The sequence below is a fragment of the Caballeronia sp. AZ7_KS35 genome (assembly GCF_023631045.1).
In the GTDB taxonomy this organism is placed as follows: domain Bacteria; phylum Pseudomonadota; class Gammaproteobacteria; order Burkholderiales; family Burkholderiaceae; genus Caballeronia; species Caballeronia zhejiangensis.
In genome coordinates, this window is record NZ_JALQDV010000042.1 from 137,573 (window position 1) to 164,451 (window position 26,879).

Genomic DNA, 26,879 nt, shown 5'->3' on the forward strand with positions numbered 1-26,879 from the left:
GGCGACATGTTTTCATCGACGTATCGCGAAGCACGCCAGAGATTTCTCGATACCGCCGCCGCGCGAAAACTCGCTGTCGATACGCGCGTGCTCGAAGGCTTCGATGGTCTGGAAGGCGAGACGCTCGCAACCGATGTCGTTCGCATCGGTCCCAAAGATGCAAAGCGCCTGCTCGTGCTCACGTCCGGCACGCACGGCGTCGAAGGCTTTTGCGGCTCGGGCGCGCAGATCGCGTTGATGCGCGATGAAGTATTGCCGGCGTTGATGGACAAGCTCGACGTCGCAATGCTGCTCGTTCATGCGATCAATCCGTATGGCTTTTCCTATCTGAGCCGCACGACGGAGGGCAATGTCGATCTGAATCGCAACAGCGTGAATTTCGATGCGCCGTTGCCGCAGAATCCCGGCTACGCGGAACTGCACGACTTGCTGATTCCCGCGAGGTGGCCGCCCGACGAAGCGAATATCGCGGCGATTCGCGCGTATATCGGCAGGCATGGACAATGGGCTTATCAGCAAGCGGTCACAACCGGTCAGTACACGCATGCGCAAGGCATGTTCTATGGCGGCGCGGAAACGGCGTGGAGCACGCGCACCATGCGCAATCTGCTCGCGGAATACGGCGAGACGTGCACGGCGATCGGCTGGATCGATTTTCATACGGGACTCGGGCCGAGCGGCTTCGGCGCGAAGATATGCGTCGGCGATGTCGCGCGTGCGCGGCGCTGGTGGGGCGCGGACGTGACGAGTCCGTCGGATGGCACGTCGATCGCGGCCGATGTAGCCGGTCCGTTGCTCGATACGTTGCGGCAGACGTGCGCCCATGCGGCGATCGCATCGATCGCGATCGAGTACGGGACGGTGCCGCTCACCGACATGCTCGACATGCTGCGCGCGGACGTCTGGGTGCGTCATCATCCCGATGCGCCCGACGCATTGAAAGCCGGCATTCGCCGCCAGATTCGCGCGGCCTTCTACATCGACGACGATATCTGGCGCGGCATGATCGCGGGTCAGGCGCGCGCTGCCGTGTTGCAGGCGCTATACGGGTTGTCGCGCGAAGAGGGCGCTTAATGCAGTTCGAGCCACATCGGCTGATGATCCGATGAACGGCTCGACTGATCCGCTTCGCATCCGGCGATGCGCGCCTTCAGGTCTTCGCTCACGAAGATGAAGTCGCATGCGAACGGGCCGTCGGGCCACTGGTCGCGATCGTACAGGCCGACGGTGGCCGCGCGCGGCTCGTTCGGATGCGCGCAAGTCCATGCATCGACGAACGCGGGCGCATCGGCAATCGGTTCGAGCATCGCGCGATACGCCGATCCATCGAACGCGCTGTTGAAGTCGCCGCAGACGATGGCGGACACGGGCCGCGCGGTATCGGCGAACGGGCTCGCCTGACTCTCGGCCTTCGCGGGCTGACGCTCGTGCGCGCACGCTTCGGCGTGAAGCTCGCGCAGACGCGCGACTTGCGCGAGACGTTGCTTCTCCGAATAGAACTCGAGATGCGTGCTGACGATGCGCAACGATCCGACGTCGGTCTCGATGACGGCTTCGAGCGCGACGCGAAGCATCGACGGCTTCGCGGGATCGGCAGGCCACGGCAGCGAATGGCGCAACACCTGGCGCACCGGCAGACGGCTCACGATCGCGTTGCCGAACTGACGGCGCGCGATGCCCGCACCGACCGGCGGAAGATCGGAGCCGATTCCGTCGATGACCGTCGCGCCGGGAATCAGCGCTTCGAGCTCGGCGAACTGGTCGGCGCCGGGGCCGCCTTTGAGTCCGCCGGCCTGCTCGCTTTCGTGAAAGCCGCGCGTCACTTCCTGCAGACAGAGGACGTCGAAGTCGTGCAGGGCTTTCGCCTCGGCGACGATGCGCGCGAGATCGACGCGGCCATCCACGCCGCGTCCCCATTGGATGTTCCAGTCGACGAGTCGCATGGTGAACCTCGACGGTAGCGTCGGATGTTGACGTTCGCTATTCCGGCAGCAAGGCGTGTGCTTGCCCGGCAACGGACGCCGGAACTGCCAAATTCTGAAAATAAGTATTTCTTACCGTAGGCAGCGTGGGCGGCGATACAATCGGCGCCAAAGAACCTCACGTCGTCCGAATCATGAAAGCAAGCATCCGTTTTTCGCTGGCTGCGTTCCTGCTGATATCGAGCAGCATTGCGTGCCACGCTCAGGAAACTCAATCTTCGACGACTCGTTCGCTCACGAAGGAGCAGCAGGCCGCGCTCGACAAACAGGATCAGGACATCGCGCAGGTTGCGTCGCAGATCATCGCGTTGATCGATCAAAACCGGGCGGGCGACGTGTGGGACCAAGCCTCGCCCATCGCAAAGCAGATCATTTCCCGCGACGACTTCATGAAGAAGGTCGCGCGCGACCGTTCGCCGCTCGGCGCGCCGGGACTGCGCATGCCGATGGGCGTCAAGCACTACCGTTATGACGGCACGGGCAACATGCCCGCGGGCGCGTACATCAACATTCTCTTCGACACTCAGTTCGGCCAGGCGAGTCAGTCGTCGCGAGAAATGGTGACCTTCATTCTCGACTCGGACAAGGTCTGGCGTTTCGTCGGCTATTCGGTGCGCTGAAGCCGCGTCACATGTTCGTCCACGACGAGCACCATCCTTTTCCGGCTACCAGCTTGTCGCCGAAGAGCGTGCAACCGCCCCAGGCATCGCTCGCTTTGCCCTGATACAGCGAGCAGTTCGCGCAGGTTTGATCGGCGGCGAAGTTCGGGTACTTCGCTTTGTCCACTTTCGCGGCGTTCTCCTTATAGCCGACGGCGACCGCCGCCGGATCGGATTCGCTTAAGTGCGGCGCATCGGCGCGTGCTCGCGAGAGCCATAGCGCCGTGCCCGCGCCGATGCTGACAACCATGAAGTTGCGGCGGGACGTGTTCATTGTCGTGGACCGGTTGTTCGTATGTGGGATGTCGTCGCGCGCTCTCGGGCGCTAGTCGAACGATACGCCCACGTTGGCGAATCGAACGAGCGGTCGGTTTCCTCGGTCATCGCGCCGCCAACGTCGTTCATTGCATCGCGCTAAACCTTTGCGGGCGCGTGCCGTAAATCAGGCCAGAACGTAGTTGCAATCGTGTGGATCACCCCTGCGGCGCCCCGGCCGCGGATCAATTCGAAGGAGAACAACCGTGAGTGAACTCGACTGGATGATGGCCGGCGTTTATATGGCAGCGCTTGTGTGCGGCACGCTTTTCATGAGCGTCCTCGCGCGCCGCAGCTTGAACAAGGTGGAGGATCGCGGGCACTGAGCATCCCGGAAGCATCGGTGCACGACGTCCCCGTCGCTGGCGAACAGGAAGCGAAGCTCGATGCGTTGCGCTCGGCGCTCGAAGCCGGCGAGCGCTCCGGCCCCGCCAAGCCGCTGGATTTCGATGCCTTCATCGCTCGCAAGCGCAAGTCCGCTCGGTGAGGCAGTGCGTATTCACGCCTGCCGCCGTCCAGGATCTGGACGGCATCTGGGACTACACGTTCGAGAAGTGGGGGCCGGCTCAGGCGGAGCGCTATCTGCGCATGATTCAGGACACAGGCACGGGACTCGGTAAGGGCAGACAACGCAGCCTGTCCGAAGAACACGTTCGGCCCGGTTATCGCAAGGCGCTCGTCGGAATGCACGTGCTTTTCTTCAAGGAGGCCGCGGACACGATCCAGATCCTGCGCGTTCTCCATCAGATGGATTTGCCCGCTCATCTCGGCGAAGCCGAATAGCATTGACGTCAAGAAACAAAACGCGCGCCGTGAGCCGATTCAAACATCGGCCATCCGGCGCGCGTGGACTTCACCTACAGAATTACTGGAACAGCTTGACGGCCTGCGAGAGCGTATTGGTCACGCCCCATGCGAGCGGAATCAGCACGTAGGCCCAGAACACCAGGAGCAACCCCGTGTTCGACGGATGCACTTGCTGAGTTTCGATGCGGTCGTTCATCGCGGATCTCCTCGTTGATTCCTAGATTGCGGTCTGCGCCGACGTGTTCATGTGATGCTTCTCATGCACGCGCGAGACGAGCAGATTGCAGACGAAGCCGATCACCAGCAGCGCCGCCATGATATGCAGCGTCATCGTGTACGCCTCTGCGCCCACGACGCCGTGCGAAACCTGGAACGCGCGCACGTAGTTGACGAGCACCGGACCCGCGACGCCCGCCGCCGCCCACGCGGTGAGAAGCCGGCCGTGAATGCCGCCGACGAAAGCCGTGCCGAACATGTCGGCGAGATACGCGGGAATCGTCGCGAAGCCGCCGCCGTACATCGAAAGGATGATGCCGTACGCCAACACGAAAAGCGCGATATTGCCGGAGCCCGCGAATTGCGGCACAAGGAAATACAGCACCGCGCCGAGCGTGAAGAACACGAAGTACGTATTCTTGCGGCCGATCCAGTCCGACGCCGACGCCCACGCGAATCGCCCGCCCATGTTGAAGAGCGACAGCAGCCCGACGAAGCCCGCCGCCGCGCCCGCCGTGATCGACGCCTTGAAGCTTTCCTGAATCATCACCGACGCCTGGCCGAGCACGCCGATGCCGGCCGTCACGTTCAGGAACAGCACGAGCCACAACAGATAGAACTGCGGCGTCTTCAGCGCCTGATCGATATGCACATGGTTCTTCGTGATCATCTTGTTGGACGTCGCGGGCGGCGTCCAGCCAGCCGGCTTCCAGTCCGCCGGCGGGATGCGGATCGCGAGCGCGCCGATCGTCATCGAGATGAAATAGAGCACGCCGAGCACGAGGAACGTCTCGGCAACGCCCGAGCTCGTCGCGCTCTTGAAGTGGTTCATCAGCGCGACGGAGCCGGGCGCCGCGATCATCGCGCCGCCGCCGAAGCCCATGATCGCCATGCCGGTCGCCATGCCGCGACGGTCCGGAAACCAGCGTATCAGCGTCGAAACCGGCGACACATAGCCGAGCCCGAGCCCGATGCCGCCGATCACGCCATAGCCGAGATACAGCAGCCAGATCTGATGCAGATAGACGCCGAGCGCCGAGACGAGAAAGCCGCCGCCGAAGCAGCAGGCCGCGGTGAACATCGTGCGGCGCGGGCCGACTTTTTCCAGCCACTTGCCCGCGAATGCCGCCGACAAGCCCAGAAACACGATCGCGAGCGAGAAAATCCAGCCGAGCGTGGTCAGCGACCAGTCATCCGGCGCGGACTTCGTGATACCGATAACCTTCGTGAGCGGCGCATTGAACACCGAGAACGCATATGCCTGCCCGATGCACAGATGAACAGCCAGCGCGGCGGGCGGCACCATCCAGCGCGAAAATCCGGGCCGGGCGATAGTCGCCTCCTTGGAAAAGAAATTTGTCGGGCCGTGGGCGGCCCCTTGATTGATTGTGCTGTTCATTGTGGTCTCCGTGGCGCGTCATGCATGCACGTGCGCGCACATCGTTTACTTTGACGTGCCGTCCGGGGTCGCCGGACAGCAGCCCGCCGTGGTCATGCGCTCGGCGATACGGTCCGCATCGCGCGCTCGCAAGGCCATTTCGCGCCGCTCACATGCGATGGAACCACATATAGATGCGACGCTTTGCCACGGTTGGGCATGACCATAGACAACTGCGATGCCCTTTGCAATATGAACACTCGTGCCATAAGCGTTTGCCCGCAGCGTGTCTGTGGTTTGCGCCACGCTCCGCGCGCATTGCGGAGGCGATGACGTCCGCCGATGCCGCTGTACCGCATCGCTACAGAGCGGGGCAGGTGTTCTGAATGTGAACAGGTCCCATCGCCCTCGTACAAACCCTGACGATGTGCCGCGAAACCGCATGACGATGCGGCTCGCGCGGGCGTCGCATCGTGCCGCGCGCGATGGCATGGAACTCGCAAACAGAAGCGACCGGCGCCGGACATCGGCAGTGCCGGCCCGTTCACGTCGACATGCGAGGAGCACATAGAAATGAATCACGCGGAGATGCAGTTCCTGAGCACCGAATATCCGTACAAGAAGCAGTACGGCAACTTCATCGGTGGCAAGTGGGTGCCGCCGACGGGCGGTGAGTATTTCGACAATATTTCGCCGATCACCGGCGAGCCGTTCACGTCGATTCCGCGTTCGCGCGAAGCCGACATCGAAGCCGCGCTCGACGCCGCGCACGCAGCGAAGACGTCGTGGGGCAGAACCTCCGTCACCGATCGCGCGAATCTGCTGCTGAAGCTCGCCGATCGCATGGAGCAGAACCTGTCGCGTCTCGCGCTGGCCGAATCGATCGATAACGGCAAGCCGCTGCGCGAGACGATGGCCGCGGACATTCCGCTCGCGATCGATCACTTCCGCTATTTCGCGAGCGCCGCGCGTTCGCAGGAAGGCGGCATTTCGGAGATCGATCACGATACGGTCGCGTATCACTTCCACGAGCCGCTTGGCGTCGTCGGGCAAATCATTCCGTGGAATTTCCCGATCCTGATGGCCGTGTGGAAGCTCGCGCCCGCGCTCGCGGCCGGCAACTGCGTCGTGCTGAAGCCGGCCGAGCAGACGCCCGCGTCGATTCTCGTGCTGCTCGAAATCATCGAAGACCTCTTGCCGCCGGGCGTGCTCAATGTCGTCAACGGCTTCGGTCTGGAAGCGGGCAAGCCGCTCGCATCGAACAAGCGCATCGCGAAGATCGCTTTCACCGGCGAGACCACGACGGGCCGACTCATCATGCAGTACGCGAGCCAGAACCTCATTCCGGTGACGCTGGAACTGGGCGGCAAGAGCCCGAACATCTTCTTCGAAGACGTGCTCAACGCCGACGACAGCTTCTTCGACAAGGCGCTCGAAGGCTTCACGATGTTCGCGCTGAATCAGGGCGAAGTGTGTACGTGCCCGTCGCGCGCGCTCGTGCAGGAATCGATTTACGAGCGCTTCATGGAACGTGCGCTCAAGCGCGTCGCGGCGATCGCGCAGGGCCATCCGCTCGATACGAAGACGATGATCGGCGCGCAGGCTTCGCAGGAGCAACTGGAGAAGATCCTGTCGTACATCGATCTCGGCAAGCAGGAAGGCGCGCAGTGCCTCTCCGGCGGCGAGCGCAACACCTTCGACGGCGAACTGAAGAACGGCTATTACGTCAAGCCGACGGTCTTCAAAGGCCACAACAAGATGCGTATCTTCCAGGAGGAAATCTTCGGGCCGGTGCTTTCGGTGACGACGTTCAAGACCGAGGAAGAAGCGCTCGAGATCGCGAACGACACGCTGTACGGTCTCGGCGCGGGCGTGTGGACGCGCGACGGCACGCGGGCGTATCGCTTCGGCCGCGCGATTCAGGCGGGACGCGTGTGGACCAACTGTTATCACGCGTATCCGGCGCACGCGGCGTTCGGCGGTTACAAGCAATCGGGCATCGGCCGTGAGAATCACAAGATGATGCTCGACCACTATCAGCAGACGAAGAACATGCTCGTCAGCTATAGCGACAAGCCGCTCGGCTTCTTCTAAAGCGTGTGAGGCCGCCGCTGCTTCCCGCGGCGGCCGATCAAACCGACGGTGACATCATGAGCGAACAGGAAGTGCAGCGCGTGACCGCGACGCCCGCCGCCATCGACTTGATCGAAAGGCTCAAGGCCGAGCATGGCGAGGTGCTGTTTCATCAATCCGGCGGATGCTGCGACGGCAGCGCGCCGATGTGCTTTCCAGTCAGCGAATTCATGGTCGGCGGCTCGGACGTGAAGCTCGGCGCGATCGGCGGCGTGCCGTTCTACATGACCGAATCGCAGTACGAGTACTGGCAGCATACGCAGCTCATCATCGATGCCGTGCCGGGCAATGGCGGCATGTTTTCGCTGGAACGCCCGAGCGGTTTGCGCTTTCTTACGCGCTCGCGTCTGTATAGCGACGAAGAGAACGCGTGGCTCGACAGGCATCCGGTCGAGCACGTGAGCTGAGCGTCATTTCCAGCGCGGCGCGCGCTTTTCGATGAAGGCTTGCGTGCCTTCGAGCGTGGCGTCGTCCATCATGTTGCAGGCCATCGTTTCCGATGCGAGCGCGTATGCCGCTTCGATGCCGGTTTCGAGTTGCCGATAGAACAAGCCCTTGCCCGCCGCGACCGCTTCGCGCGGCTTGGCGGCGATGGTCGCGGCGAGCGTGCGCACGGTATCGTCGAGTTCGCCAGGCGATGCGACGCGATTCACGAGGCCGCGTTCGCGCGCGGTGGCCGCATCGATGAACTCGCCGGTGACGAGCATTTCGAACGCGGCCTTGCGCGATACGTTGCGAGACAGCGCCACGCTCGGCGTCGCGCAAAAGAGCCCGAGATTCACGCCCGATACCGCGAAACGCGCTTCGCTCGATGCGACCGCGAGATCGCACATCGCGACGAGCTGACAACCCGCCGCCGTCGCGATGCCTTGCACGCGCGCGATAACGGGCTGCGGCATGCGCTGGATCGTCAGCATGATGCGCGAGCAGTGCGCGAAAAGCTCGCGATAATAATCGAGCGCGGGCTCCGCACGCATCTCTTTGAGATCGTGCCCGGCGCAAAACGCGCGGCCTTCTCCTGCGAGCACGACCACGCGCGCATCTGATTCGGCGATGTCCTTCAATGCGCGTTCGAGCGCTTCGAGCATCGATTCAGATAAGGCATTGAACGCATCGGGCCGATTCAGCGTGAGCCTGACGGCACCCTTGATGTCATACGCATCGCGTTCGATCAGAACGAGTTCGCTCATTGTCGTGGTCTCCATCAGACGTCGATCGCGGTGACGGACCCCGCGCGCTTGCGCAACTCGAACTTCTGGATCTTTCCCGTCGATGTCTTCGGCAGTTCGCAGAACTCGATCGCGCGCGGCACCTTGAAGCCGGCGAGATGCTTCTTGCAATGCGCGATCAACTCTTCCGCGCTCGCGTGCGCGCCGCTTTTCAATTCGACGAAAGCGCAGGGCGTCTCGCCCCAGCGCGTATCGGGCTTCGCGACGACCGCGACGGCAAGCACCGCCGGATGCCGGTACAGCACGTCCTCCACTTCGATGCTCGATATGTTCTCGCCGCCCGAGATGATGATGTCCTTGCTGCGATCCTTGATGCGTACATAGCCGTCCGGATACGCGACGGCGAGATCGCCGGTATGGAACCAGCCGCCGCGAAACGCTTCTTCGGTCGCGGCCGCGTTCTTCAGATAACCCTTCATCGCGATGTTGCCGCGGAACATGATCTCGCCGATGGTCTCGCCATCGGAAGGCACGAGTTCCATCGATATCGGATCGCGCACCGTGACCGCATCCTGCAAGTGATAGCGCACGCCTTGCCGCGCATTCATTCGCGCGCGCTCGCCGATATCGAGCGCGCTCCATGCGGCCTGCTGCGGGCAGACCGTGGCCGGGCCATAAACTTCCGTGAGCCCGTACACATGCGTCAGTTCGAAGCCCATGCGCTCCATGCCTTCGATCATCGCGGCGGGCGGCGCGGCGCCCGCGACCATCGCATGGACTTTCTGATCGAAGCCGGTCTTCATGTCGTCGGGCGCGTTGACGAGCAGGTTCTGCACGATCGGCGCGCCGCAATAATGCGTGACGCGCTCGCTGCGAATCAGATCGAAGATGGTCTTCGCATCGACGCGGCGCAGGCACACGTTCACGCCCGCGCGCGCGGCGACGGTCCACGGAAAGCACCAGCCGTTGCAATGGAACATGGGCAGCGTCCACAAGTACACGGCATGCTTCGGCATGTCCCATTCGAGGATATTGCTCACCGCATTCGTATACGCGCCGCGATGGTGATACACGACGCCCTTCGGATTGCCTGTCGTGCCCGACGTGTAATTCAGACAGATTGCGTTCCACTCGTCGGATGGCGGCGACCATTCGTATGCGGGATCGCCGCTCGCGAGCAGCGCTTCGTATTCGATTTCGCCGATGCGCTCGCCCGCGCCCGCGTATTGCGGATCGTCGACATCGATGACCAGCACGTCCTGCGGCACGTCTTTCAGCGCGCGGCGCATCACGTCCGAGAACTCGCGATCGACGAGCACCGCCTTCGCTTCGCCGTGCGTGAGCATGAACGCGAGCGTGGCGGCGTCGAGCCGCGTGTTGAGCGTGTTGAGCACGGCGCCCGTCATCGGCACGCCGAAGTGCGCTTCGACCATTTCGGGCGTGTTCGGCAGCATCGCGGCGACGGTATCGCCGAGGCCGATGCCGCGTGCCGCCAGCGCCGATGCGAGCCGCCGCGTGCGCGCGTAGGTGTCGGCCCAGTTGCGCCGGACATCGCCGTGCACGATAGCGGGAAGCGTCGGATATACGGACGCCGCGCGCTCGATGAACATGAGTGGCGTCAGCGCCGCGTAGTTGGCGGCAGTTTTGGGAAGGCCATCGTCGTACATGCTGGCGGTCATGATTGTCTCCTCGGGCGCGAATCTATCGGATGGCGTCAGTGTCGCTCACGTTTCTTAGAAGATCGTTATCACGCGCGCAACTTACGTTAGCCTGACGCTCCGACTCATGGTTTGCCCTGATCAGCCGAGATCGTCGAGCTTGACTTCGAAGCCCCGCTTCACGCCCGGGCGCGCGAAAAGCGCCTCATACCAGCGCTTGACGTTAGGGTAATCATCGAGCGAAACCTGATGACGTTCATGCCGCCACGCCCAGCCGAGAATCGCGAAATCCGCGACGGACATATCGCCCGCGACGCATTCCACTTGCGCGAGGCGCTTGTCGAGCACGCCGTACAGGCGGCGCGTTTCGTCGGAATAGCGCTTTAAACCATAACGCCGGTCGCTTTCCGCTTCGACCATGCGGAAGTGATGCACCTGTCCCGGCATCGGGCCGAAGCCGCCCATCTGCCACATCAGCCATTCGAGCACGGGCACGCGATCGCGCAAACTCGCGGGCAGAAACTTGCCCGTCTTCTCGCCGAGATAGAGCAGGATCGCGCCGGACTCGAACACGCTGATCGGCTGGCCGTCGGGTCCGTCCGGATCGACGATCGCCGGAATGCGATTGTTCGGGCTGATGCGCAGAAACTCAGGCGTATGCTGCTCGCCCTTCGTGATGTTCACCGTTTTCACGGTGTACGGCAGTTGCATTTCCTCCAGCGCGACGCTGATCTTGCGTCCGTTGGGCGTGTTCCAGGTATGCAGTTCGATGGTCATGGCAATCCGTCCCGTTCAGGTCAATGCAGGCGAGACGTGACGCGCGAAGCCCGGACGCTGCGTGATGCCCACATACCAGCGTTCGAGTTCGGGAAGCGCGGGGCGAACCAGCTCCGCGATGCCGAACCAGCGGCGCGCATACGCGGCGACGACGAGATCGGCGAGCGTGAACGTGTTGCCTTCGAGATAGTCGCGGCCCTTCAGATGCGCATCGATAACGCGCCAGAGCTTTTCCACCTCGCTCGCGGCGGCAGCGAGTTGCTGCGCATCGCGATCCGCGGCGCTCGTGCGGATATAGCCCCAGAAAACCGGACGTTCGGCGGGCTGCAGGGTCGAAAGCGTCCAGTCGAGCCAGCGGTCCGCGCTCGCGCGCACTTTCGGCTCGGCGGGATAGAGCGTGCTGGCACCGCCGTATTGCATCGCGAGATAGCGAATGACCGAGTTCGACTCCCACAGCACGAAGTCGCCGTCGACGAGCGTGGGCACGCGGCCCATCGGGTTCATCGCGAGATAGTCGGGCTCGTTGTTGCGCCCGAATTGCAGGCCCGCGTCGATGCGCTCGTACGCGAGCCCCAGTTCATCGCAGCACCACAGCACTTTCTGCACATTGACCGAGTTGGCCCGGCCCCAGATCGTCAGCATTCGATGTCTTCCTCCGTACTTGTCGAAGGATCCATCTTAGCTGTGTTTCGCGTTTTGCCTCAGTCGATGTGCGCCGCGAAACCGGTCTTTCCGGCTGCGAGTTCGTCGCGCAGCGTGAGCTGAGGAATCGCGTAGTCGCCGTGATTCTGCTTGCGGAATGCAATGGGCGCATCGTCCCAGAGACCGTCGAGACGCCGGCCGAGCGCATCGTATGTGGCTTGCAGGCGCGCTTCATCCATGCGATGCGTTTCATAGAGAACGAACGGCGGCAGCACATCGAAGCCTGGATAAAAAAGCATGCCGTGCTGGATGTGAAAGAGAATATCGTCGATGGGTCCGTTGATGCCGCGCGGACTGTAATGCGATTCCCAACCGCCCGTCGTGACGACGATCATCGCGCGCTTGCCCGCCATCAGACCTTCGCCGTAGCGGTCGCCCCAGTGCGTGTCCGAATGCTCGCCGACGCCGTAGCCGAAGCCGTACGCATAGACGCGCTCGACCCAGCCCTTCATGATCGCGGGCATCGAGAACCACCACATCGGAAATTGCAGGATCAGCGCGTCGGCCCAGCGCAGCTTGTCCTGCTCCAGCTCGATGTCGCGGCTTTGCAGGCCGTTTTCGAACGCGTGCTTCGAATCGAGGCTCGCGTGAAACGGCGTATCGGCCTTGCGGTCGCGCACGTCGTTCGCATCGAGCGGCGCCTTCCAGTTCATTGCATACAGGTCGGAGACTTGCACGCTATGGCCGTTCGCGCGCAAACGCTCTACGGTGAAATCATTGATGGCGCCGTTCAGCGAGCGGCGTTCCGGATGGGCATACACGATCAGCACATTCATGAGGCTTTCTCCACTTCGTTTCTGGAATGGAGACCAGCTTAAGAGCCTCTCGGGTATATTGGAAATGAATATCTGAAATTGCAGGAATTTCCATGACTAATACCTTGAGAAGGCTCGATCTGAACTTGCTTCTCACGCTCGACGTTTTGCTTGCCGAACAGAACGTCACGCGTGCAGCCGAGCGCCTTCATTTTTCGCAACCTTCCGTGAGCGTGCATCTGTCGAAGCTGCGCGACATCTTCGGCGATCCTCTGCTGTTGCCCGGCCCGCGTGGCATGCGCCCGACAGCGCGAGCGGAAAGTCTGCGGGAGCCGTTGCGCGAAGCGCTGGCATCGCTCGAACGCGCGGTGTCGCCGGAAGCCGCGTTCGATCCCGCCATCGCCGACAACACATGGCGCATCGCCGCCACTGACTACAGCGAATCGACCGTGCTGCTGCCTGCGTTGAGCGGCTTGCGCGCCGCCGCGCCGCACACGCGGATCGCCGTGCTGGAGATGTTGCCGCCGCGTCTTGCGAAGCAGGCGGAGAACGGCGAGATCGATCTCGCGTTTCACATCACATCGCCCGAGATGGCCAATTTTCATCAGCAAGCGCTCTTCACGGAAAGCTATGTGCTCGTGGGACGCAAGGATCATCCGCGATTGAAGCGGCGTCCGACGCTCGCGCAGTTCTGCGCACTGGAGCATGTGATCGTGTCGCCCGATGGCGGCGGATTCTTCGGCCCGACGGATGACACGCTCGCAACGTTCGGCATGAAGCGGCACGTCGCGCTGTCGGTGCCGCACTTCCTCTTCGTGCGCTCCGTGCTCGCGACGACCGATCTGGTTTCGATGCAACCGGCGAGGCTCGCGAAGCGCTGGCCGGAGTTGCGCATCGTCGCGCCGCCCGTCGACGTGCCCGGCTACGAGATGTCGATGTACTGGCATGAACGCGTGCATCGCGATCCTGCGCATCGATGGCTGCGTGAGTTCATCGCGCAAGCTGTTTGAAAGAATGACGCTGCATTGATGATCTTTTCGCATGATCGTCTTTATCGTTATTACTGATTCAGTGCTCGAAAGGCGAGTGCTACTGTTTGTCGGCAAATCCTTAATTGCTGCATGTGTCATGTGTCTGGCTGGCGTCGCTCCACGATCGAATACACAGAGGAGACTGATGATGTCAAAGCGCAAGACGTGGCGGGGAATGAGTACCGTCATTGCAACGGGTACGGCGATGGCGGCCTTGAGTCTCACGGTCACGGCGCACGCGGCAGGGGAGCCGATCAAGATCGGCGTCATCAGCGAAGAGTCCGCGGTGGCGGGCGCTTCGATCAGCAAGGCCGCGCAACTCGCAGCGGAGGAGATCAACGCGAAGGGCGGTGTCGATGGCCGGCAAATCCAGATCATCGCGTATGACGATCACTCGTCGGCATCGGACGGCGTGCGTGCCTTTCAGCGCGCCGCGAGTCAGGACAAGGTAGTCGCGATCATCGGCAGCTACATCAGCGAAGTCGCGCTCGCGATGGAGCCATGGTCCGCGCGCCTGAAGATGCCTTTCATCACGCCGGGCGCGGCGAGCAACGAAATCTCGAAGCGCGTGCATGACGACTACGATCACTACAAGTACACCTTCCACGGCTGGATGACGTCTGCGTTCATCGCGCAATCGATCTGCGATTTCTCGCATGACGTGCTTGTCGGCGAGTTCAAGATGAAGACGACCGTCGTGATGAGCGAGGACGCCGCGTGGACCAAGCCGCTCGACGAGCGCTACCTCGAGTGCCTGCCGAAAGCGGGCCTCAAGGTGCTGGATCACATCCGCTTCAATCCGGACACGTCGGACTTCACGCCGATCTTCAATCAGATCGAAGCGAAGCATCCGGACACGATCACGACGGGCATCAGCCATGTCGGCGTGCAGCCGACCGTCCAGTGGCACGATCAGCAAGTGCCGATTCCGATGTCGGGGCAAAGCTCGCAAGCGACGACCACGAGCTTCTGGAAGGACACCAACGGCGCGACCGAAGGTGTGATCACCGCATCGGCGGCGGCGCCGGGCGTCGCGTTGACGCCGAAGACCGTGCCCTTCGTCGAGTCGTATCAGAAGCACTTTGCCGGCGTATCGCCCGCGTATGACGGCTTCACGAGCTATGACCTCGTGTACATCATCGCGGATGCGATTCATCGCAATCAAGGCTCGACCGATCCCGACAAGATGGTCGATGCGCTCGAAAAGACCGACTATGTCGGCACCATCGGACGCTGGCAGTTCTACGGCAAGAACGATCAGTTCACGCACGCGTTGAAGTACGGCGAAGGCTATATCACCGGCATCAACCTGCAATGGCAGAACGGCAAGCAAGTGGCGATATGGCCGAAGTCGGTGGCGAACGCAAAGGTCAAGTTTCCGGCCTTCGTGAAGGTGCAGGCAGCCGCGAACTAAGCGCGTTTGCGTCGTCGCGACGCGCGTGCGCTGCCGATAGCGCGCGCCTTGCGGCGCATGTTGCGGGGACCGGTTCCACGTTGGCATCGACATGGAAGACATAAAGGGCCGCTATGTTGCCACTGCAAATACTCATCGATGGCTTCGCGATCAGCTCGCTCTACGCGCTCGGCGCGATCGGCTTCACGCTGATATTCGGCGTATCCGGCGTGCTCAATCTCGCGCATGGCGGCGTGATGCTGGTATCCGCGCTGCTCGGCTGGGCGCTCGCGGGCGAAGCCGGATTGGGCACCTATCTCGGCACGCCGCTCGGCGTGGTCTGCGGGATGATTGCCGCATACGTCACCTATTTCATGGTGGTGCGGCCCATTCAACGCTCGACTGCGATTCCGCGTGAAGAGAAAGAGATCTTCGTGCTCACGGGCACGCTGCTCTGGGGCATCATGATCCAGCAGGGCATGGCGTATCTCTTCTCCGATAACCCCATCACGATGCGTCCGCTGATTCCCGGCGTCGCGAGCGTCGCGGGCGTGCGCGTGCCCTATAACGAGATCATGATCGCGGTCGTGTGCTGGGTCGTGATCGGATTGCTGTGGCTCTTCGTGAATCGCACGAAGGCGGGCAAGGCGCTGCTCGCGGCGTCGATGAATCCGCGCGGTCTCACGCTGCTCGGCTTCGAGCTGTCGAATATCTATCTGCTTGCGTGGACCATCTACGGTGTGCTCGCGGGCATCGCGGGCGTGCTGCTCGCATCGTTCCTTGGCGTGAGCACGAACAACACCGGACAGCTCACGGCGAGCGCGTTTTCCATCGTCGTGCTCGGCGGCCTGGGCAGCGTGTCGGGCTCGTTGATGGCCGCGTATGTCGTGGGTTATCTGGAGACCGTCACGGCGTACCTCATCTCGCCGACGCTGCGGCCATTGCCCGCGCTGCTGCTGCTCGTGCTCGTCGTATATGTGCGGCCGCAAGGCTTTCTCGGACGGCGCTAATCATGAAAGACATCGTTCGTTCGCGCTTGATCTGGTCCGCGGTCCTGCTCGCGATCGTCGCCGCGACGCTGCCGTGGTGGCTCACCGGGTATATCCTCGGCGTGCTGACGGTCGCGTATTACTTCGGCGTCTTCGCGATGTCGTGGGACTTGCTCTTCGGCTTCGCGGGCGAAGTCAATTTCGGACCGACGTTCCTGATCGGGCTCGGAGCGTATTCCGCCGCGATACTGAACGCGCACGCCGCCGCGCCGATACCGGTATGCGTGATGGCCGGCGGCCTCGTCGCTCTCGTCGGCGGCCTGCTGCTCGCCGTGCCCGCATTGCGATTGCGCGGACCGTACTTCGGTCTCGTCACGCTCGTCGCGGTGTTGCTGCTGCAGAACGCGATCGTGATCTTCGCGGGCGTCACCGGCGGCGAGATCGGCATGATGGTGCCCGACGTGATGTCCGTCGATGCGAGCCACAACTACTGGATCGCGCTCGCGTTCCTCATCGTCTGCGCGATCATTCTGTTCGGCTTGTCGCGCTCGGCCATCGGTCTCATTCTGCAGGCGAGCGGGCAGGATACCGTCGGCGCGCAGGCGCTCGGCTTCAACGTCGTGAAGCACAAGCTCGCGGCGTTCTGCATCAGCGCGGTGTTCTCAGGCGTCGCGGGCGCGATGCTCGTGTTCTATCAGGGCACGGCGTCGGTGAGCACGGTGGTCGATATCGGCATCGGCGTGCAGATCATCATCGCGGCTGTGCTCGGCGGCCGGCGCACGATACTCGGCGCGGTGCTCGGCTCGATCTTTCTCATCGTCGCGGGCGAATTCCTGCGTCCGCTCGGGCAGATCAATACGTTCGTGGTCGCGGCTGTCGCGCTCGCGGTCATCCTGTTCTTTCCCGATGGATTGCTCGGCAACATCCTGCGTGTGAGGGAGCGCGAATGAGCGATACACCTTTGCTTTCGGTGCGCGGCCTCACGAAGCGCTTCGGCGGTCTCGTCGCGGTGAAGGACATCGGCTTCGATATCGAGCCCGGCGAGATACTCGGCCTCATCGGTCCGAACGGTTCCGGCAAGTCGACGGTGATGAAGCTCATCATGGGCATCGAGCGGCCCAACGCGGGATCGATCAAGGTCGATGGCGTCGAGATGGCCGGATGGCTGCCGCATCGAATCGCGCGCGCGGGCGTGGGCATCGTGTTCCAGCATTCGCGGCCGCTGCATCGGCAGACAGTGCTCGAACACATCAAGCTCGCGCTACTGCCCGATTCGCTCGTGAAGCTCGCCGCCGATCCGCATGTGAATCGCCGCGCACGCGAGATCGCGGAGCGCGTCGGACTCGGCAAGGTGATGCATCGTCATCCGGCGACGCTGCCCTTCGCCGATCTGCGTCGCATGGAGATGGCGAAGGCGATCGCACGCGATCCGCGTGTCGTGCTCGTCGACGAGCCTTTCGCGGGTCTCACCGCCGCCGAATCGGAAGCGTTCTCCGAACTGATTCGCGGCTTTCGCGCGGAAGGGCGCGCGGTGCTGCTCGTCGATCACAACGTGAAGAGTCTCGCGGCGCTCGCGGATCGCGTGCTTGCGATGTATCTCGGCGAGTACGTCGCGGAAGGCACCGCCGAAGAAGTGATGCAGAACGAGACCGTGCGGCGCGTCTATCTCGGCGGCAAGATCGAGGCACGCGAGCGTGGCGCGGAAGTCGTGAGCAACAAGCCGTCGATTCTTCAGGTCGAGAGTGTCGGCGTGTTGTACGGCAAGGCGCGCGCGCTCGATAGCGTGGACATGCATGTGCGCGAAGGCGAATTCGTGTCGGTCGTCGGATTGAACGGCGCGGGCAAGACGACGCTCTTCAATGCGATTTCCGGACTCGTGGCGTATCACGGAACCATTCGCTACGGCTCGCGCGATTTGAAAGGCATGAGCGGCGCGGCGATCGCGCGTGGCGGCATCGTGCAGTGCCCGGAGACGCGCGAGCTGTTCGGCGACATGACCGTGCGCGAGAATCTCGATCTCGGCGGCTATCATCTTTCCGACAAGATGCGCGCCGATCAGCTCAAGTGGCTCTTCGAACTCTTTCCGATACTCGAATCGCGTCAGGCGCAGACCGCGCGCACGTTATCGGGCGGCGAGCAGCAGATGCTCGCGATCGCACGCGCGCTGATGATGCAGCCGAAGCTCCTCATCCTCGATGAGCCGACGCTCGGCCTCGCGCCGGTGATTCTCGAGCAACTGTCGAAGGCGATGGAACGGCTGCAGAAGACCACGCCGATCACCGTGCTGCTGGGCGAGCAGAACGTGACGTTCGCGTTGCCCCATGCGGACCGCGTGTATGTGCTCGAACATGCGCGCATCGTGTGGGAGGGCAGTCCGTCGCGCTTCGAGAAGGAGATGGGACGAGGCTTTCTCGAAGCGGTGCGGTCGGAGGCAGCGCAAATTGCGCAGGCGAAAGTTTGAAGCGTAGCGCGCGCAACTAAACACGCGCGCCTTGTTGCCTAAAACGCCACACGTATTGCACCGAATGGGCATCGCGTCATTTGATGTGTTAAAAAACCGCGAGCTTTCGATGCGTCGCGCCAAGCTGCTTTAGCCAAGACAGTTATCTGAAAGGCGACGCGTCGAAGCCATGAAAAACGGCTAACGAATACGCGCTCCCAATACATCATGAAGACATTCACATCGCGTGCCATCGCGGGCATCGGCGCGTCGGTCGTCGCGCTCGCGTGTCAATCCGCATTCGCGCAAAGCTCGGTCACGCTGTACGGCGTCGCCGATGTCAGCGTGCGTTACCTCACGAACGCCAACGCCAACAACGACGGCAAGCTGTTCATGACGAACGGCGCCATTACCAATAGCCGCATCGGCTTCAAAGGCGTCGAAGATCTCGGTGGCGGCCTGAAAGCGATCTTCCAGCTGGAAAGCGGCGTGGAACTGGAAAACGGCCAATACTCCGACAGCGCTCGCGCATTCAATCGCGCGGCTTTCGTCGGCCTGTCGAATCCATATGGCACGCTGACGCTCGGCCGTCAGAAGACGCCGCTCTTCGACATGCTCGGTGACGTCTACGATCCGCTCACGGTCGGCAATTACTTCGAGAACGCATGGTTGCCGGTTGCGTTGGGCGCGGGTCTCTATGCGGATAACGCCGTCAAGTACAACGGCACGTTCGCGGGCCTCACGATCGGCGCGATGTACTCGTTCGGCACGAACTATACGTCGACGGGCGCGGGCGGCTTCTCGGGCCAGGTTCCGGGTCATATGGGCGCGGGCAACATGTACGGCTTCACGGCGTCGTATGCGATGGGCCCGCTGTCCATCGGCGGCGGCTATCAGCAGAACAGCGACAACGCCGCGAACAAGCAGAAGATCTGGAACGCGAACGCGGTCTATGCGATCGGCGCGGCGAAGCTCTATGTCGGCTATCTGCATTCGACCGATGACACCGGCTTCGTCGACAGCATCCTGCAACAGCGTGGCCTCGTATCGGGCACGGATATTTTGAAAGGCTCGGGCCGTCGCGACGATGGCCCGTTCGCGGGCGTCACCTATCAGGTCACGCCGGCGCTGTTGCTCACGGGCGCGTTCTACTACGACCACATGAAGAACGCGGCCATCGGCGGCGGCGCGACGGGCAGCGGCAATCGCTATACGGGCGTCGCGCTGGCGGAGTACGCGCTGTCGAAGCGCACGGAAGTCTACGGCACCGTGGACTTCAACAAGGTGACGGGCGCGGCGGATGTCGAACTGCCGGGCCGCTCGAATCAGACCGGCGTGTCGATCGGCTTGCGCAACATCTTCTGATGACGCTTCAGCGCACGCGCAATGTATAGCGCGTGCGCTGACGATACACGTCGCCGGGCCGCAAGACAGCGCGCTCGCTGTCTTGCATGTTGATCTCGTTGGGAAAGCCGCCCGCTTCCAGGCACAGTCCCGCCTGCTTGCGATAACGCGAACCGCCGCGCGCGGGCACATCTTCCAGATAATTCCCCGAGTAGAACTGCAAGCCGCGCGCATCGGTCGACACGCTCAGTTCGCGTCCGCTCGATGGATCGAACAGCACAGCGACCGTGCGCGGTTCGTTCGCTTGGTCGCTCAACACGTAGCAATGATCGAAGCCGCCCGCGATCGCGAGTTGCGGATGAACCGCATCGAGACGCGTACCGATCGATGCAGGCGCGCGCAAATCGAACGCGCTGTCCCCGACGCTTTCGCGCGCGATTGGAATCGAGGTCGCATCGATTGCGAAGTACGTATCCGATGCAATCGATATCTCATGGTCGCGAATGCTCGCGCCGTCGTTCAAATTGAAGTACGCGTGATTGGTCAGGTTGATGGGCGTCGGCGCATCGGTGCGAGCTTCGTAATCGATCGATAACGTGCCGTCGTCATCGAGCGCATAGCGCACGGTCACATCCACATTGCCGGGAAAGCCAGAAGCGCCCGCAGGCGATTGCAGCGTCATGACGAGCGCGCCGTTCGCCGCCTGCACACGCCACATCTGCCGATGAAAACCCGCCGAGCCGCCATGCAGAAGATTCGCGCCTTCGTTGCGCTCCGCCTGATGCGCGATGCCATCGAGCACGAAGCGCGCATCGCGGATGCGATTCGCCCAGCGCCCGATGATCGCGCCCATGAACGCGCTGCCGTTGCGGTAATCGTCGGGCATGTCGTGACCGAGCAGGACATTGGCGAGATGTCCATCGCGATCGGGCGCGAGCCATGAAACGAGCGTCGCGCCGAGGTCGCTGATATCGACAGACATGCCCGATGCATTGCGCAACGTGTAGAGATTCGCGTCGCCCCAGGGGCGAACGTCGATGGAAGAAGAGGTCGTCATGCGCGAGATCATCTCATGGCCGCGCCGCGACTTCATCGAGATGCAACAGTAAGTCCGCTGGATCTTCATACACGCGCAACGCGCCGGAGCGCTCGAGTTCATCGCTGCCATAACCGCCCGACAGCAAGCCGACGCCGAGCGAGCGGCAACGGCGCGCGGCCAGCATGTCCCAGATGCTGTCGCCGACGACGACCGTATGCTCGATCGGCACGTTCAGACGCTCGGCGGCGGCGAGGAACAGATCCGGATCGGGCTTTGCGTACTTCACCATGTCGCGCGTAACGACCACTTGCTTCGACGGATCGACGCCCAATGCTTCGAGATTGACCTGCGCGGTTTCCATGCGCCCGCTCGTCGCGATGGCCCAGCGCGTGCCGGCGTTCGTCAACGCCTGCAGCAATTCGCGCGCGCCGGGCAGCGGACACACCTGCGCGCGCAGCCGCTTGTACGCCTCCGCATGCAACTGACGCAGCCGCTCGACGCGATCCGCGCTGATCTCGCCGTGCGTCTCGCGCAGTAACTGATTGGTGAAGAGTCCGCCGCTCATGCCGATCTTGCGGTGAATGCGCCACACCGACAACTCGATGCCCTCGGCGTCGAGCGCTTCTTTCCACGCGAGCACATGTTGATAGACGCTGTCGACGAGCGTGCCGTCGAGGTCGAATAGAAATGATGTTTCGATGCGCATGGTCTGCTCCCTTTGATCGAGTTCGGGCGTGTCGTATCGCTTCATCATACGCACGATCGGGCGAACAGGCTGTTCCAGGTGCGATAATGGATGTTTGCGCCGCGAGCCGGTTATACCGCGGAATCGCCGCATGAAGTCCCTGAATTTTGCATCAATTACGCATCACGGAGCCTATCTTGACCCGCATCGACAATCCCTCCCGCGATCAGGAGGCAGGCGTGGCCGACTCCACGCAAGACACGACCCGCATCGACGATACGCGCATCGGCGCGGTGCGTCCGCTGATCTCGCCCGCGTTGCTGCTCGATGAACTGCCGGTCACGCCCGGCGTGCAGACCCTCGTCGAGGAAAGCCGCGCGGCCATTGCGAATATTCTGCATGGCCGCGATGACAGGCTCGTCGTCGTCATCGGTCCGTGTTCCATCCACGATCACGATCAGGCGATGGAATACGCAGAGCGTCTGAAGAAAGTGGCGTACGAACTGCGTAACGATCTCTTCATCGTGATGCGCGTGTACTTCGAAAAGCCGCGCACGACGGTAGGCTGGAAGGGCTATATCAACGATCCGCGTCTCGATGGCAGCTTCCGCATCAACGAAGGACTGCGCCGCGCGCGCGAACTGCTTCTCGACATCAGCGGCCTCGGTCTGCCCACCGCGACCGAGTTCCTCGATCTGCTCAGCCCGCAATACATCGCCGATCTCATCGCGTGGGGCGCGATCGGCGCGCGCACGACGGAGAGCCAGAGTCATCGTCAGCTTGCGTCGGGGCTTTCTTGTCCAATCGGCTTCAAGAACGGCACCGATGGCGGCGTGCAGGTTGCCGCCGACGCAATCGTCGCGGCGCGCGCGAGCCACGCGTTCATGGGCATGACAAAGATGGGCATGGCGGCGATCTTCGAGACGCGCGGAAACGACGACTGCCACGTCATTCTGCGCGGCGGCAAGAAGGGGCCGAACTACGACGCCGAAAGCGTCGCGGCGGCGTGCGGCGCGCTCTCCAAGCTCGGCCAGCGCGAACAGGTGATGATCGATTGCTCGCACGCCAACTCGAACAAGTCGCATCTGCGTCAGGTCGATGTCGCGCAGGACATCGCGCGGCAACTGGAGGCGGGCGAACGGCGCATTACCGGCGTGATGATCGAGAGTCATCTGGAAGAGGGCCGTCAGGATCAGAAGCCGGGCGTGCCGCTCAAGCACGGCGTATCGATCACCGATGCATGCCTTGGCTGGACGCAAAGCGAACCTGTGCTCGAACTGCTCGCTCAAGCAGTGAGAAAACGCCGCGCGGGCTGATGACAAGAAGCGTGGGCGCGGCAAGGGAAGCGTTTCCGTTCGCCGCATTCACGGCGACGACGGGCGATGCATCGGAGTTCGATGATCGCGTGATGTGACAAGCCCCTACCGCGCCACCGCCGCATTCAGCGCATTGAGCAACGCCAGCGGATCGAATGGCTTCTTCAACTGAATCGACTTCGGCAATGCGCGACGCTCGTCCTCGCTGAGCGCGAGGTCGTAGCCCGTCACGAACACGACGCCCAGTCCCGGCGTTTTGCGGCACGCCGCGATAGCCAGTTCCACGCCGGACTGCCCGGCAAGATCCACATCCGTCAGCAGCAATTCGAAGCGATGCTCGCGCATGAGCGCCAGCGCTTCATCGACGCTGCCCGCTTCCGTCAGATCCAGCCCGAAGGTGCGCAGCAATTCGGCGGTGCTATCGCGCACGAGTTCGTTGTCTTCGACGAACAGCACGCGCATTCGCGAGAGCGCATCGTTTTGCGCGACGCTCGGCACGCTGACATCGGCGCTGGCAGGCGCGCCCGCCGATGCCCTCATGCGTTGTCCCAGAACCTGCCGCACCTTGCGCGCCAAAGCCTCATGCGTATAAGGCTTGCTCAGCAGATCGATGCCTTCGTCGAGCCGCCCCGCATGCACGATCGCGTTGTCCGTATAGCCCGACGTGAACAGCACCGCGATACCCGGCACGCGTTCACGCGCCTTGCGCGCCATTTCGTTGCTGCGCAGCGGGCCGGGCATCACGACATCGGTGAAGAGCAGATCGACGGGCACGCCGCTTTCGACGATCGCCAGCGCGCTCTGCGCGTCCTTTGCCCGCAGTACGCGATAGCCCAGATCCGCGAGCATCTCGACGACGGTCGCGCGCACTTCCTCATCGTCCTCGACGACGAGAATGGTCTCGCTGCCGCCCTTGGCCGGACCGGCATCGATGGTCGTTTCGATATCCTCTTCCTCGCGCGCGCGCGGCAGATAGATACGCACCGTCGTACCGTGCCCTTGCTCGCTGTACACCTTCACGTGGCCGCCGGACTGCTTGACGAAGCCGTACACCATCGAAAGGCCGAGGCCCGTGCCTTGTCCTTCGCGCTTGGTCGTGAAGAACGGTTCGAACGCGCGTTCCTGCACTTCGGGCGACATGCCCGAACCGGTGTCGGTCACGGCGACCATCACGTACTGGCCGGGCGCGACGTCGGCGTTGCGCATCGCGTAGGTTTCGTCGAGCGATGCATTGCCGGCTTCGATCGTGAGCTTGCCGTGACCGTTCATCGCGTCGCGTGCGTTGATCGCGAGATTGAGCAGCGCGTTCTCGACCTGGAATGGATCGACGAGCGTATTCCACAATCCGCCCGACACGATGGTTTCGATCTCGATGCCATCGCCGAGCGCACGGCGGAACATGTCGTCGAGGCCGCGCACGAAGCGGCCCAGATTCACGACCTTCGGCGCGAGCGGCTGGCGTCGGCCGAACGCGAGCAATTGCGACGCGAGATTCGCGCCGCGCGCGACGCCCGCGAGCGCGCTTCGCACGCGCTGCTCGGGCTTGTCCTGTCCGGCGACGTCTTTCGCGAGCAATTGCAGATTGCCGCCGATCACCTGCAGCAGATTGTTGAAGTCGTGCGCGACGCCGCCCGTCAGCTTGCCGATGGCTTCCATCTTTTGCGCCATGCGCAGCGCTTCTTCGGCGTGGCGCAGCGCGTCGGCGGTTTCGCGGTCGGATGTGACGTCGCGGCCCACGCCATGAATGCGCCGCGTGGCCGGATCGAGCGATACGGTCCACGCGATCCAGCGCCAGCCGCCGTCCGAACGGTTCATCCGGCATTCGTAGCGCACCGGCAAGCCGTTCGCGCGCAGCTTGCCGAGTTCCTCGGCGGCGGCGGACGCGTCGTCGGGATGAAGGAGGTCCATCACCGTGTGCGAATGCAGGCGCTGCGAGTCGAAGCCGAGCACCGTCGTCCATGAAGGACTCACGCGCAGCAGCGCGCCCTCGAAGCTCGCGACGAAGAACAGATCTTCGCTCAACTCCCACAAACGATCGCGATCCGCGACGGCATCCGCGACGCGGCGTTCCAGCGTTTCGTTCAGATCGCGCAGCGCGTCCTGCGCCTTCGTGCGCTGGGCGATCTCGTCCTGCGCGGCCTGAAAGAGCCGTGCATTGTCGATGGCGATCGCCGCTTGCGACGCGATGCCCGTCAGAATGCGCTCCGAGCGCTCCGTGAAGACGCCCGGCTCGGGATGCCCGAAGAACAGCCCGCCGAGCACTTCGCCCGTGCGCGAGAGGACCGGCGCGGCGAGATAGCTGCACACCGCGAGATGGCCCTTCGGCATGCCGTGATGCGGCGCGTTGTGTCCATAGCGCGGATCTTTCGTGATGTCGTCCGAGCGCACGATGCCTTCGCCCGCGAACGTCGGACCGAATACGGCCGTGTTGCGCGGCATCGGAAATTTGGCGAACGTATCCTTCGGCACGCCCGACAGGGTGTAGAGCGTGTAGCTGCCGCCCTTGTCGTCGAGCACGTTGTAGAAGAACGAGCCGAAGGCGGCGCCGGTCAGCTCCGTCGCGGCATCGACGACGACCTGCACCGCGCGGCTCAGATCGAGTTCGCCCGCGACCGCCGTGCCGACGCGATTGAGAATCTCCAGCGTGCGCGATTCGTCGCGCAGCTTCTGTTCGGTCGCGCGACGCAGCCGCGCGAGCCGCAGATTGCTCGCCACGCGCGCGAGCAGTTCGCGTGCGGAAAAGGGCTTGGTCAGATAGTCGTCCGCGCCCGCTTCGAGGCCGTCGACGCGCGCTTCCTCGCCCGCGCGCGCCGAGAGCAGCACGACAGGCGTTTCGCGCAGCGCTTCGTCTTCGCGCAGCGCGCGCACGAGCGCGAAGCCGTCGAGGCGCGGCATCATCACGTCGGAGACGATGACTTCCGGTCGCACGTCGCGCGCGATCGCGAGCGCGGCTTCGCCGTCGGCGGCGACGTTCACGTCGTGGCCCGCCGCGATCAGCATGCGGCGCATGTAGTCGCGCAGATCGGCGTTGTCGTCGACGATCAGCACGCGGCCCGGCAACGCATTGGCGAGCGCCGGGTCGTCGGCCGCGTCCGCGCCGAGCGGCGCGTCTTCCTCGCTTTCGACGACCGGCGGCTCTCCGTCCGGCATCCAGCGCATGGCGGCATCGACATACGAGCGCGCGCGGATGCTCGCTTCGGCATGGGGCGCGGCTTGCGCATCGAACGCCGATTCGCGCGACGAGGGCAGCGTGACGGTGAAGCACGCGCCTTCGCCGAGCGTGCTTTGCACGCGGATCATGCCGCCGTGCAGCTTGACGAGCTCGTGCACCATCGCAAGGCCGATGCCGCTGCCTTCCACCGAACGGCCCGCCGCGCCCGTCACGCGATGGAAGCGCTCGAACACGCGCGTGAGCTCGTCTTCGGGAATGCCGATGCCGGTATCGCGCACGCTCATTTCGATGCTGCGATCGGCGTTCGCGTGCAGCGAGATGCGGATGGCGCCATCGAACGTGAACTTGAACGCGTTCGACAGCAGGTTCATCACGATCTTTTCCCACATGTCGCGGTCGATGTCCGCGATCACCGGCGCCTGCGCGATATCGATCTCGAGGCGCAGGCCGGCCGTTTCGATCGCCGAGCGAAACAGCGACGCGAGCTCGGCGGTGAATACGGCGATATCGGTCGGCTGACGATGCATCTCGATGCGCCCGGCCTCGATGCGCGAGAAATCCAGCAGCGCGTTGACGAGCTTCAGGAGCCGCAGGCCATTGCGATGCATGATCTCGACGAGCCGCAAATCCTCGCGGCCTACGCGTCCGGGACTGGCCAGCAGTTCTTCGAGCGGGCCGAGCATCAGCGTGAGCGGTGTCCTGAACTCGTGGCTGATGTTGGAGAAGAACGTGGTTTTCGCGCGGTCGATTTCGGCGAGCGCTTCGGCGCGGCGGCGCTCTTCCTCGTACGCGTGCGCATAGCCGATCGCCGCGCCGATCTGGCCCGCGACCAGATTCATGAACGCGCGATAGGCGTCGTCGAAAAGCCGGTAGGTTCAACGCCGCGATCAGCACGCCCGCGCGGCCCGTCTCGCCCGAA

At 63.1% G+C, this 26,879-nt stretch carries 25 protein-coding genes; 13 read left to right on the plus strand and 12 right to left on the minus strand.

The features are described from left to right. Positions 1 to 6 precede the first annotated feature (6 nt). Positions 7 to 1,074 (plus strand): M14 family metallopeptidase, encoded by a 1,068-nt coding sequence (locus NCT05_RS26705; RefSeq protein WP_250503577.1) that lies wholly within the window; start codon positions 7 to 9, stop codon positions 1,072 to 1,074. Here NCT05_RS26705 and NCT05_RS26710 read toward each other — a convergent pair. Further along, the gene (locus NCT05_RS26710) at positions 1,071 to 1,943 is read right to left on the minus strand and encodes an endonuclease/exonuclease/phosphatase family protein (protein ID WP_250503578.1); all 873 of its coding nucleotides are present in this window, start codon (positions 1,941 to 1,943) and stop codon (positions 1,071 to 1,073) included. The two genes, NCT05_RS26705 and NCT05_RS26710, sit on opposite strands and share 4 nt — an antisense overlap. A gap of 173 nt (positions 1,944 to 2,116) precedes the next feature. On the opposite strand from NCT05_RS26710, the gene NCT05_RS26715 reads away from it, so the two are divergent. Next, positions 2,117 to 2,602, plus strand: a complete 486-nt coding sequence (locus NCT05_RS26715; RefSeq protein WP_175980585.1) for a DUF4019 domain-containing protein — start codon at positions 2,117 to 2,119, stop codon at positions 2,600 to 2,602. Between the two features lie 7 nt (positions 2,603 to 2,609). Here the strand turns inward: NCT05_RS26715 and NCT05_RS26720 are convergent, their stop codons facing one another. Next, positions 2,610 to 2,915 (minus strand): high-potential iron-sulfur protein, encoded by a 306-nt coding sequence (locus NCT05_RS26720; protein WP_034471001.1) that lies wholly within the window; start codon positions 2,913 to 2,915, stop codon positions 2,610 to 2,612. A 384-nt stretch (positions 2,916 to 3,299) separates the two neighbouring features. Between NCT05_RS26720 and NCT05_RS26725 the strand changes: the two genes are divergently transcribed. Together NCT05_RS26725 and NCT05_RS26730 are read left to right on the plus strand one after the other, a co-directional pair. Then, on the plus strand, positions 3,300 to 3,443 hold the full coding sequence (locus tag NCT05_RS26725) for a type II toxin-antitoxin system ParD family antitoxin (protein WP_250437175.1): 144 nt from the start codon (positions 3,300 to 3,302) through the stop codon (positions 3,441 to 3,443). Next, positions 3,440 to 3,739, plus strand: coding sequence for a type II toxin-antitoxin system RelE/ParE family toxin (locus NCT05_RS26730; RefSeq protein ID WP_250437176.1), 300 nt, complete (start codon positions 3,440 to 3,442; stop codon positions 3,737 to 3,739). Before NCT05_RS26725 ends, NCT05_RS26730 begins: the two co-directional genes overlap by 4 nt. An 82-nt stretch (positions 3,740 to 3,821) precedes the next feature. On the opposite strand, the gene NCT05_RS26735 is transcribed toward NCT05_RS26730, so the two are convergent. Both NCT05_RS26735 and NCT05_RS26740 read right to left on the minus strand, forming a co-directional pair. After that, positions 3,822 to 3,959, minus strand: a complete 138-nt coding sequence (locus NCT05_RS26735; RefSeq protein WP_250503579.1) for an MFS transporter small subunit — start codon at positions 3,957 to 3,959, stop codon at positions 3,822 to 3,824. A gap of 21 nt (positions 3,960 to 3,980) precedes the next feature. Then, positions 3,981 to 5,378 carry an L-lactate MFS transporter gene (locus tag NCT05_RS26740; RefSeq protein WP_008347689.1) on the minus strand — a complete coding sequence of 466 codons (1,398 nt, stop codon included), beginning with the start codon at positions 5,376 to 5,378 and terminating at the stop codon, positions 3,981 to 3,983. 552 nt (positions 5,379 to 5,930) lie between these two features. Between NCT05_RS26740 and adh the strand changes: the two genes are divergently transcribed. Both adh and NCT05_RS26750 read left to right on the plus strand, forming a co-directional pair. Next, positions 5,931 to 7,451: an aldehyde dehydrogenase gene (gene adh / locus NCT05_RS26745; RefSeq protein WP_250457182.1), complete on the plus strand. Its 1,521-nt coding sequence runs from the start codon at positions 5,931 to 5,933 to the stop codon at positions 7,449 to 7,451. Between the two features lie 56 nt (positions 7,452 to 7,507). Continuing rightward, the gene (locus NCT05_RS26750; protein ID WP_033536247.1) at positions 7,508 to 7,897 is read left to right on the plus strand and encodes a DUF779 domain-containing protein; all 390 of its coding nucleotides are present in this window, start codon (positions 7,508 to 7,510) and stop codon (positions 7,895 to 7,897) included. A 3-nt stretch (positions 7,898 to 7,900) separates the two neighbouring features. Here the strand turns inward: NCT05_RS26750 and NCT05_RS26755 are convergent, their stop codons facing one another. The 5 genes from NCT05_RS26755 to NCT05_RS26775 form a co-directional block, all read right to left on the minus strand. After that, positions 7,901 to 8,680, minus strand: coding sequence for an enoyl-CoA hydratase (locus NCT05_RS26755; RefSeq protein WP_175980589.1), 780 nt, complete (start codon positions 8,678 to 8,680; stop codon positions 7,901 to 7,903). Positions 8,681 to 8,694: 14 nt separating this feature from the next. After that, the gene (locus NCT05_RS26760) at positions 8,695 to 10,338 is read right to left on the minus strand and encodes an acyl-CoA synthetase (RefSeq protein ID WP_250503580.1); all 1,644 of its coding nucleotides are present in this window, start codon (positions 10,336 to 10,338) and stop codon (positions 8,695 to 8,697) included. Between the two features lie 120 nt (positions 10,339 to 10,458). Continuing rightward, a complete protein-coding gene (locus NCT05_RS26765) occupies positions 10,459 to 11,094 on the minus strand; it encodes a glutathione S-transferase family protein (RefSeq protein WP_175980593.1) in 636 nt (211 codons plus the stop codon). Positions 11,095 to 11,109: 15 nt separating this feature from the next. Continuing rightward, positions 11,110 to 11,736 (minus strand): glutathione S-transferase family protein, encoded by a 627-nt coding sequence (locus NCT05_RS26770; protein ID WP_008347701.1) that lies wholly within the window; start codon positions 11,734 to 11,736, stop codon positions 11,110 to 11,112. Positions 11,737 to 11,795: 59 nt separating this feature from the next. Next, positions 11,796 to 12,572 (minus strand): NAD(P)H-dependent oxidoreductase, encoded by a 777-nt coding sequence (locus tag NCT05_RS26775; RefSeq protein ID WP_250457183.1) that lies wholly within the window; start codon positions 12,570 to 12,572, stop codon positions 11,796 to 11,798. A 92-nt stretch (positions 12,573 to 12,664) separates the two neighbouring features. On the opposite strand from NCT05_RS26775, the gene NCT05_RS26780 reads away from it, so the two are divergent. The 6 genes from NCT05_RS26780 (at position 12,665) to NCT05_RS26805 (ending at position 19,769) form a co-directional block, all read left to right on the plus strand. Then, the gene (locus tag NCT05_RS26780; RefSeq protein ID WP_008347704.1) at positions 12,665 to 13,561 is read left to right on the plus strand and encodes a LysR family transcriptional regulator; all 897 of its coding nucleotides are present in this window, start codon (positions 12,665 to 12,667) and stop codon (positions 13,559 to 13,561) included. A gap of 196 nt (positions 13,562 to 13,757) precedes the next feature. Continuing rightward, on the plus strand, positions 13,758 to 14,996 hold the full coding sequence (locus NCT05_RS26785; RefSeq protein WP_372492505.1) for an ABC transporter substrate-binding protein: 1,239 nt from the start codon (positions 13,758 to 13,760) through the stop codon (positions 14,994 to 14,996). A gap of 113 nt (positions 14,997 to 15,109) precedes the next feature. Beyond that, on the plus strand, positions 15,110 to 15,985 hold the full coding sequence (locus NCT05_RS26790) for a branched-chain amino acid ABC transporter permease (RefSeq protein WP_008347709.1): 876 nt from the start codon (positions 15,110 to 15,112) through the stop codon (positions 15,983 to 15,985). Between the two features lie 2 nt (positions 15,986 to 15,987). Then, positions 15,988 to 16,914, plus strand: a complete 927-nt coding sequence (locus NCT05_RS26795) for a branched-chain amino acid ABC transporter permease (protein WP_250437188.1) — start codon at positions 15,988 to 15,990, stop codon at positions 16,912 to 16,914. Further along, positions 16,911 to 18,425, plus strand: a complete 1,515-nt coding sequence (locus NCT05_RS26800; RefSeq protein ID WP_175980604.1) for an ATP-binding cassette domain-containing protein — start codon at positions 16,911 to 16,913, stop codon at positions 18,423 to 18,425. Before NCT05_RS26795 ends, NCT05_RS26800 begins: the two co-directional genes overlap by 4 nt. Before the next feature lie 207 nt (positions 18,426 to 18,632). Next, complete coding sequence (locus NCT05_RS26805; RefSeq protein WP_008347714.1) at positions 18,633 to 19,769, plus strand: porin; 1,137 nt, start codon at positions 18,633 to 18,635, stop codon at positions 19,767 to 19,769. A 7-nt stretch (positions 19,770 to 19,776) separates the two neighbouring features. Here NCT05_RS26805 and NCT05_RS26810 read toward each other — a convergent pair whose 3' ends face one another. After that, positions 19,777 to 20,805: an aldose epimerase family protein gene (locus tag NCT05_RS26810; protein WP_250503581.1), complete on the minus strand. Its 1,029-nt coding sequence runs from the start codon at positions 20,803 to 20,805 to the stop codon at positions 19,777 to 19,779. Positions 20,806 to 20,818: 13 nt separating this feature from the next. Continuing rightward, positions 20,819 to 21,493: an HAD family hydrolase gene (locus NCT05_RS26815; protein ID WP_008347718.1), complete on the minus strand. Its 675-nt coding sequence runs from the start codon at positions 21,491 to 21,493 to the stop codon at positions 20,819 to 20,821. Positions 21,494 to 21,669: 176 nt separating this feature from the next. Here NCT05_RS26815 and NCT05_RS26820 point away from each other — a divergent pair, with 176 nt between their 5' ends. Further along, positions 21,670 to 22,788 (plus strand): 3-deoxy-7-phosphoheptulonate synthase, encoded by a 1,119-nt coding sequence (locus NCT05_RS26820; RefSeq protein ID WP_008347720.1) that lies wholly within the window; start codon positions 21,670 to 21,672, stop codon positions 22,786 to 22,788. A 105-nt stretch (positions 22,789 to 22,893) separates the two neighbouring features. Here NCT05_RS26820 and NCT05_RS26825 read toward each other — a convergent pair whose 3' ends face one another. Beyond that, on the minus strand, positions 22,894 to 26,799 hold the full coding sequence (locus NCT05_RS26825) for a response regulator (RefSeq protein ID WP_502801799.1): 3,906 nt from the start codon (positions 26,797 to 26,799) through the stop codon (positions 22,894 to 22,896). Between the last annotated feature and the right edge of the window lie 80 nt (positions 26,800 to 26,879).

Excerpts from the sequence above, each read along its gene's own strand:
- NCT05_RS26705 (WP_250503577.1), top strand. The coding sequence starts at position 7 with ATGTTTTCATCGACGTATCGCGAAGCACGCCAGAGATTTCTCGATACC.
- NCT05_RS26710 (WP_250503578.1), bottom strand. The coding sequence starts at position 1,943 with ATGCGACTCGTCGACTGGAACATCCAATGGGGACGCGGCGTGGATGGC.
- NCT05_RS26715 (WP_175980585.1), top strand. The coding sequence starts at position 2,117 with ATGAAAGCAAGCATCCGTTTTTCGCTGGCTGCGTTCCTGCTGATATCG.
- NCT05_RS26720 (WP_034471001.1), bottom strand. The coding sequence starts at position 2,915 with ATGAACACGTCCCGCCGCAACTTCATGGTTGTCAGCATCGGCGCGGGC.
- NCT05_RS26735 (WP_250503579.1), bottom strand. The coding sequence starts at position 3,959 with ATGAACGACCGCATCGAAACTCAGCAAGTGCATCCGTCGAACACGGGG.
- NCT05_RS26740 (WP_008347689.1), bottom strand. The coding sequence starts at position 5,378 with ATGAACAGCACAATCAATCAAGGGGCCGCCCACGGCCCGACAAATTTC.
- adh (WP_250457182.1), top strand. The coding sequence starts at position 5,931 with ATGAATCACGCGGAGATGCAGTTCCTGAGCACCGAATATCCGTACAAG.
- NCT05_RS26750 (WP_033536247.1), top strand. The coding sequence starts at position 7,508 with ATGAGCGAACAGGAAGTGCAGCGCGTGACCGCGACGCCCGCCGCCATC.
- NCT05_RS26755 (WP_175980589.1), bottom strand. The coding sequence starts at position 8,680 with ATGAGCGAACTCGTTCTGATCGAACGCGATGCGTATGACATCAAGGGT.
- NCT05_RS26760 (WP_250503580.1), bottom strand. The coding sequence starts at position 10,338 with ATGACCGCCAGCATGTACGACGATGGCCTTCCCAAAACTGCCGCCAAC.
- NCT05_RS26765 (WP_175980593.1), bottom strand. The coding sequence starts at position 11,094 with ATGACCATCGAACTGCATACCTGGAACACGCCCAACGGACGCAAGATC.
- NCT05_RS26770 (WP_008347701.1), bottom strand. The coding sequence starts at position 11,736 with ATGCTGACGATCTGGGGCCGGGCCAACTCGGTCAATGTGCAGAAAGTG.
- NCT05_RS26775 (WP_250457183.1), bottom strand. The coding sequence starts at position 12,572 with ATGAATGTGCTGATCGTGTATGCCCATCCGGAACGCCGCTCGCTGAAC.
- NCT05_RS26780 (WP_008347704.1), top strand. The coding sequence starts at position 12,665 with ATGACTAATACCTTGAGAAGGCTCGATCTGAACTTGCTTCTCACGCTC.
- NCT05_RS26785 (WP_372492505.1), top strand. The coding sequence starts at position 13,758 with ATGAGTACCGTCATTGCAACGGGTACGGCGATGGCGGCCTTGAGTCTC.
- NCT05_RS26790 (WP_008347709.1), top strand. The coding sequence starts at position 15,110 with ATGTTGCCACTGCAAATACTCATCGATGGCTTCGCGATCAGCTCGCTC.
- NCT05_RS26795 (WP_250437188.1), top strand. The coding sequence starts at position 15,988 with ATGAAAGACATCGTTCGTTCGCGCTTGATCTGGTCCGCGGTCCTGCTC.
- NCT05_RS26800 (WP_175980604.1), top strand. The coding sequence starts at position 16,911 with ATGAGCGATACACCTTTGCTTTCGGTGCGCGGCCTCACGAAGCGCTTC.
- NCT05_RS26805 (WP_008347714.1), top strand. The coding sequence starts at position 18,633 with ATGAAGACATTCACATCGCGTGCCATCGCGGGCATCGGCGCGTCGGTC.
- NCT05_RS26810 (WP_250503581.1), bottom strand. The coding sequence starts at position 20,805 with ATGACGACCTCTTCTTCCATCGACGTTCGCCCCTGGGGCGACGCGAAT.
- NCT05_RS26815 (WP_008347718.1), bottom strand. The coding sequence starts at position 21,493 with ATGCGCATCGAAACATCATTTCTATTCGACCTCGACGGCACGCTCGTC.
- NCT05_RS26825 (WP_502801799.1), bottom strand. The coding sequence starts at position 26,799 with ATGAATCTGGTCGCGGGCCAGATCGGCGCGGCGATCGGCTATGCGCAC.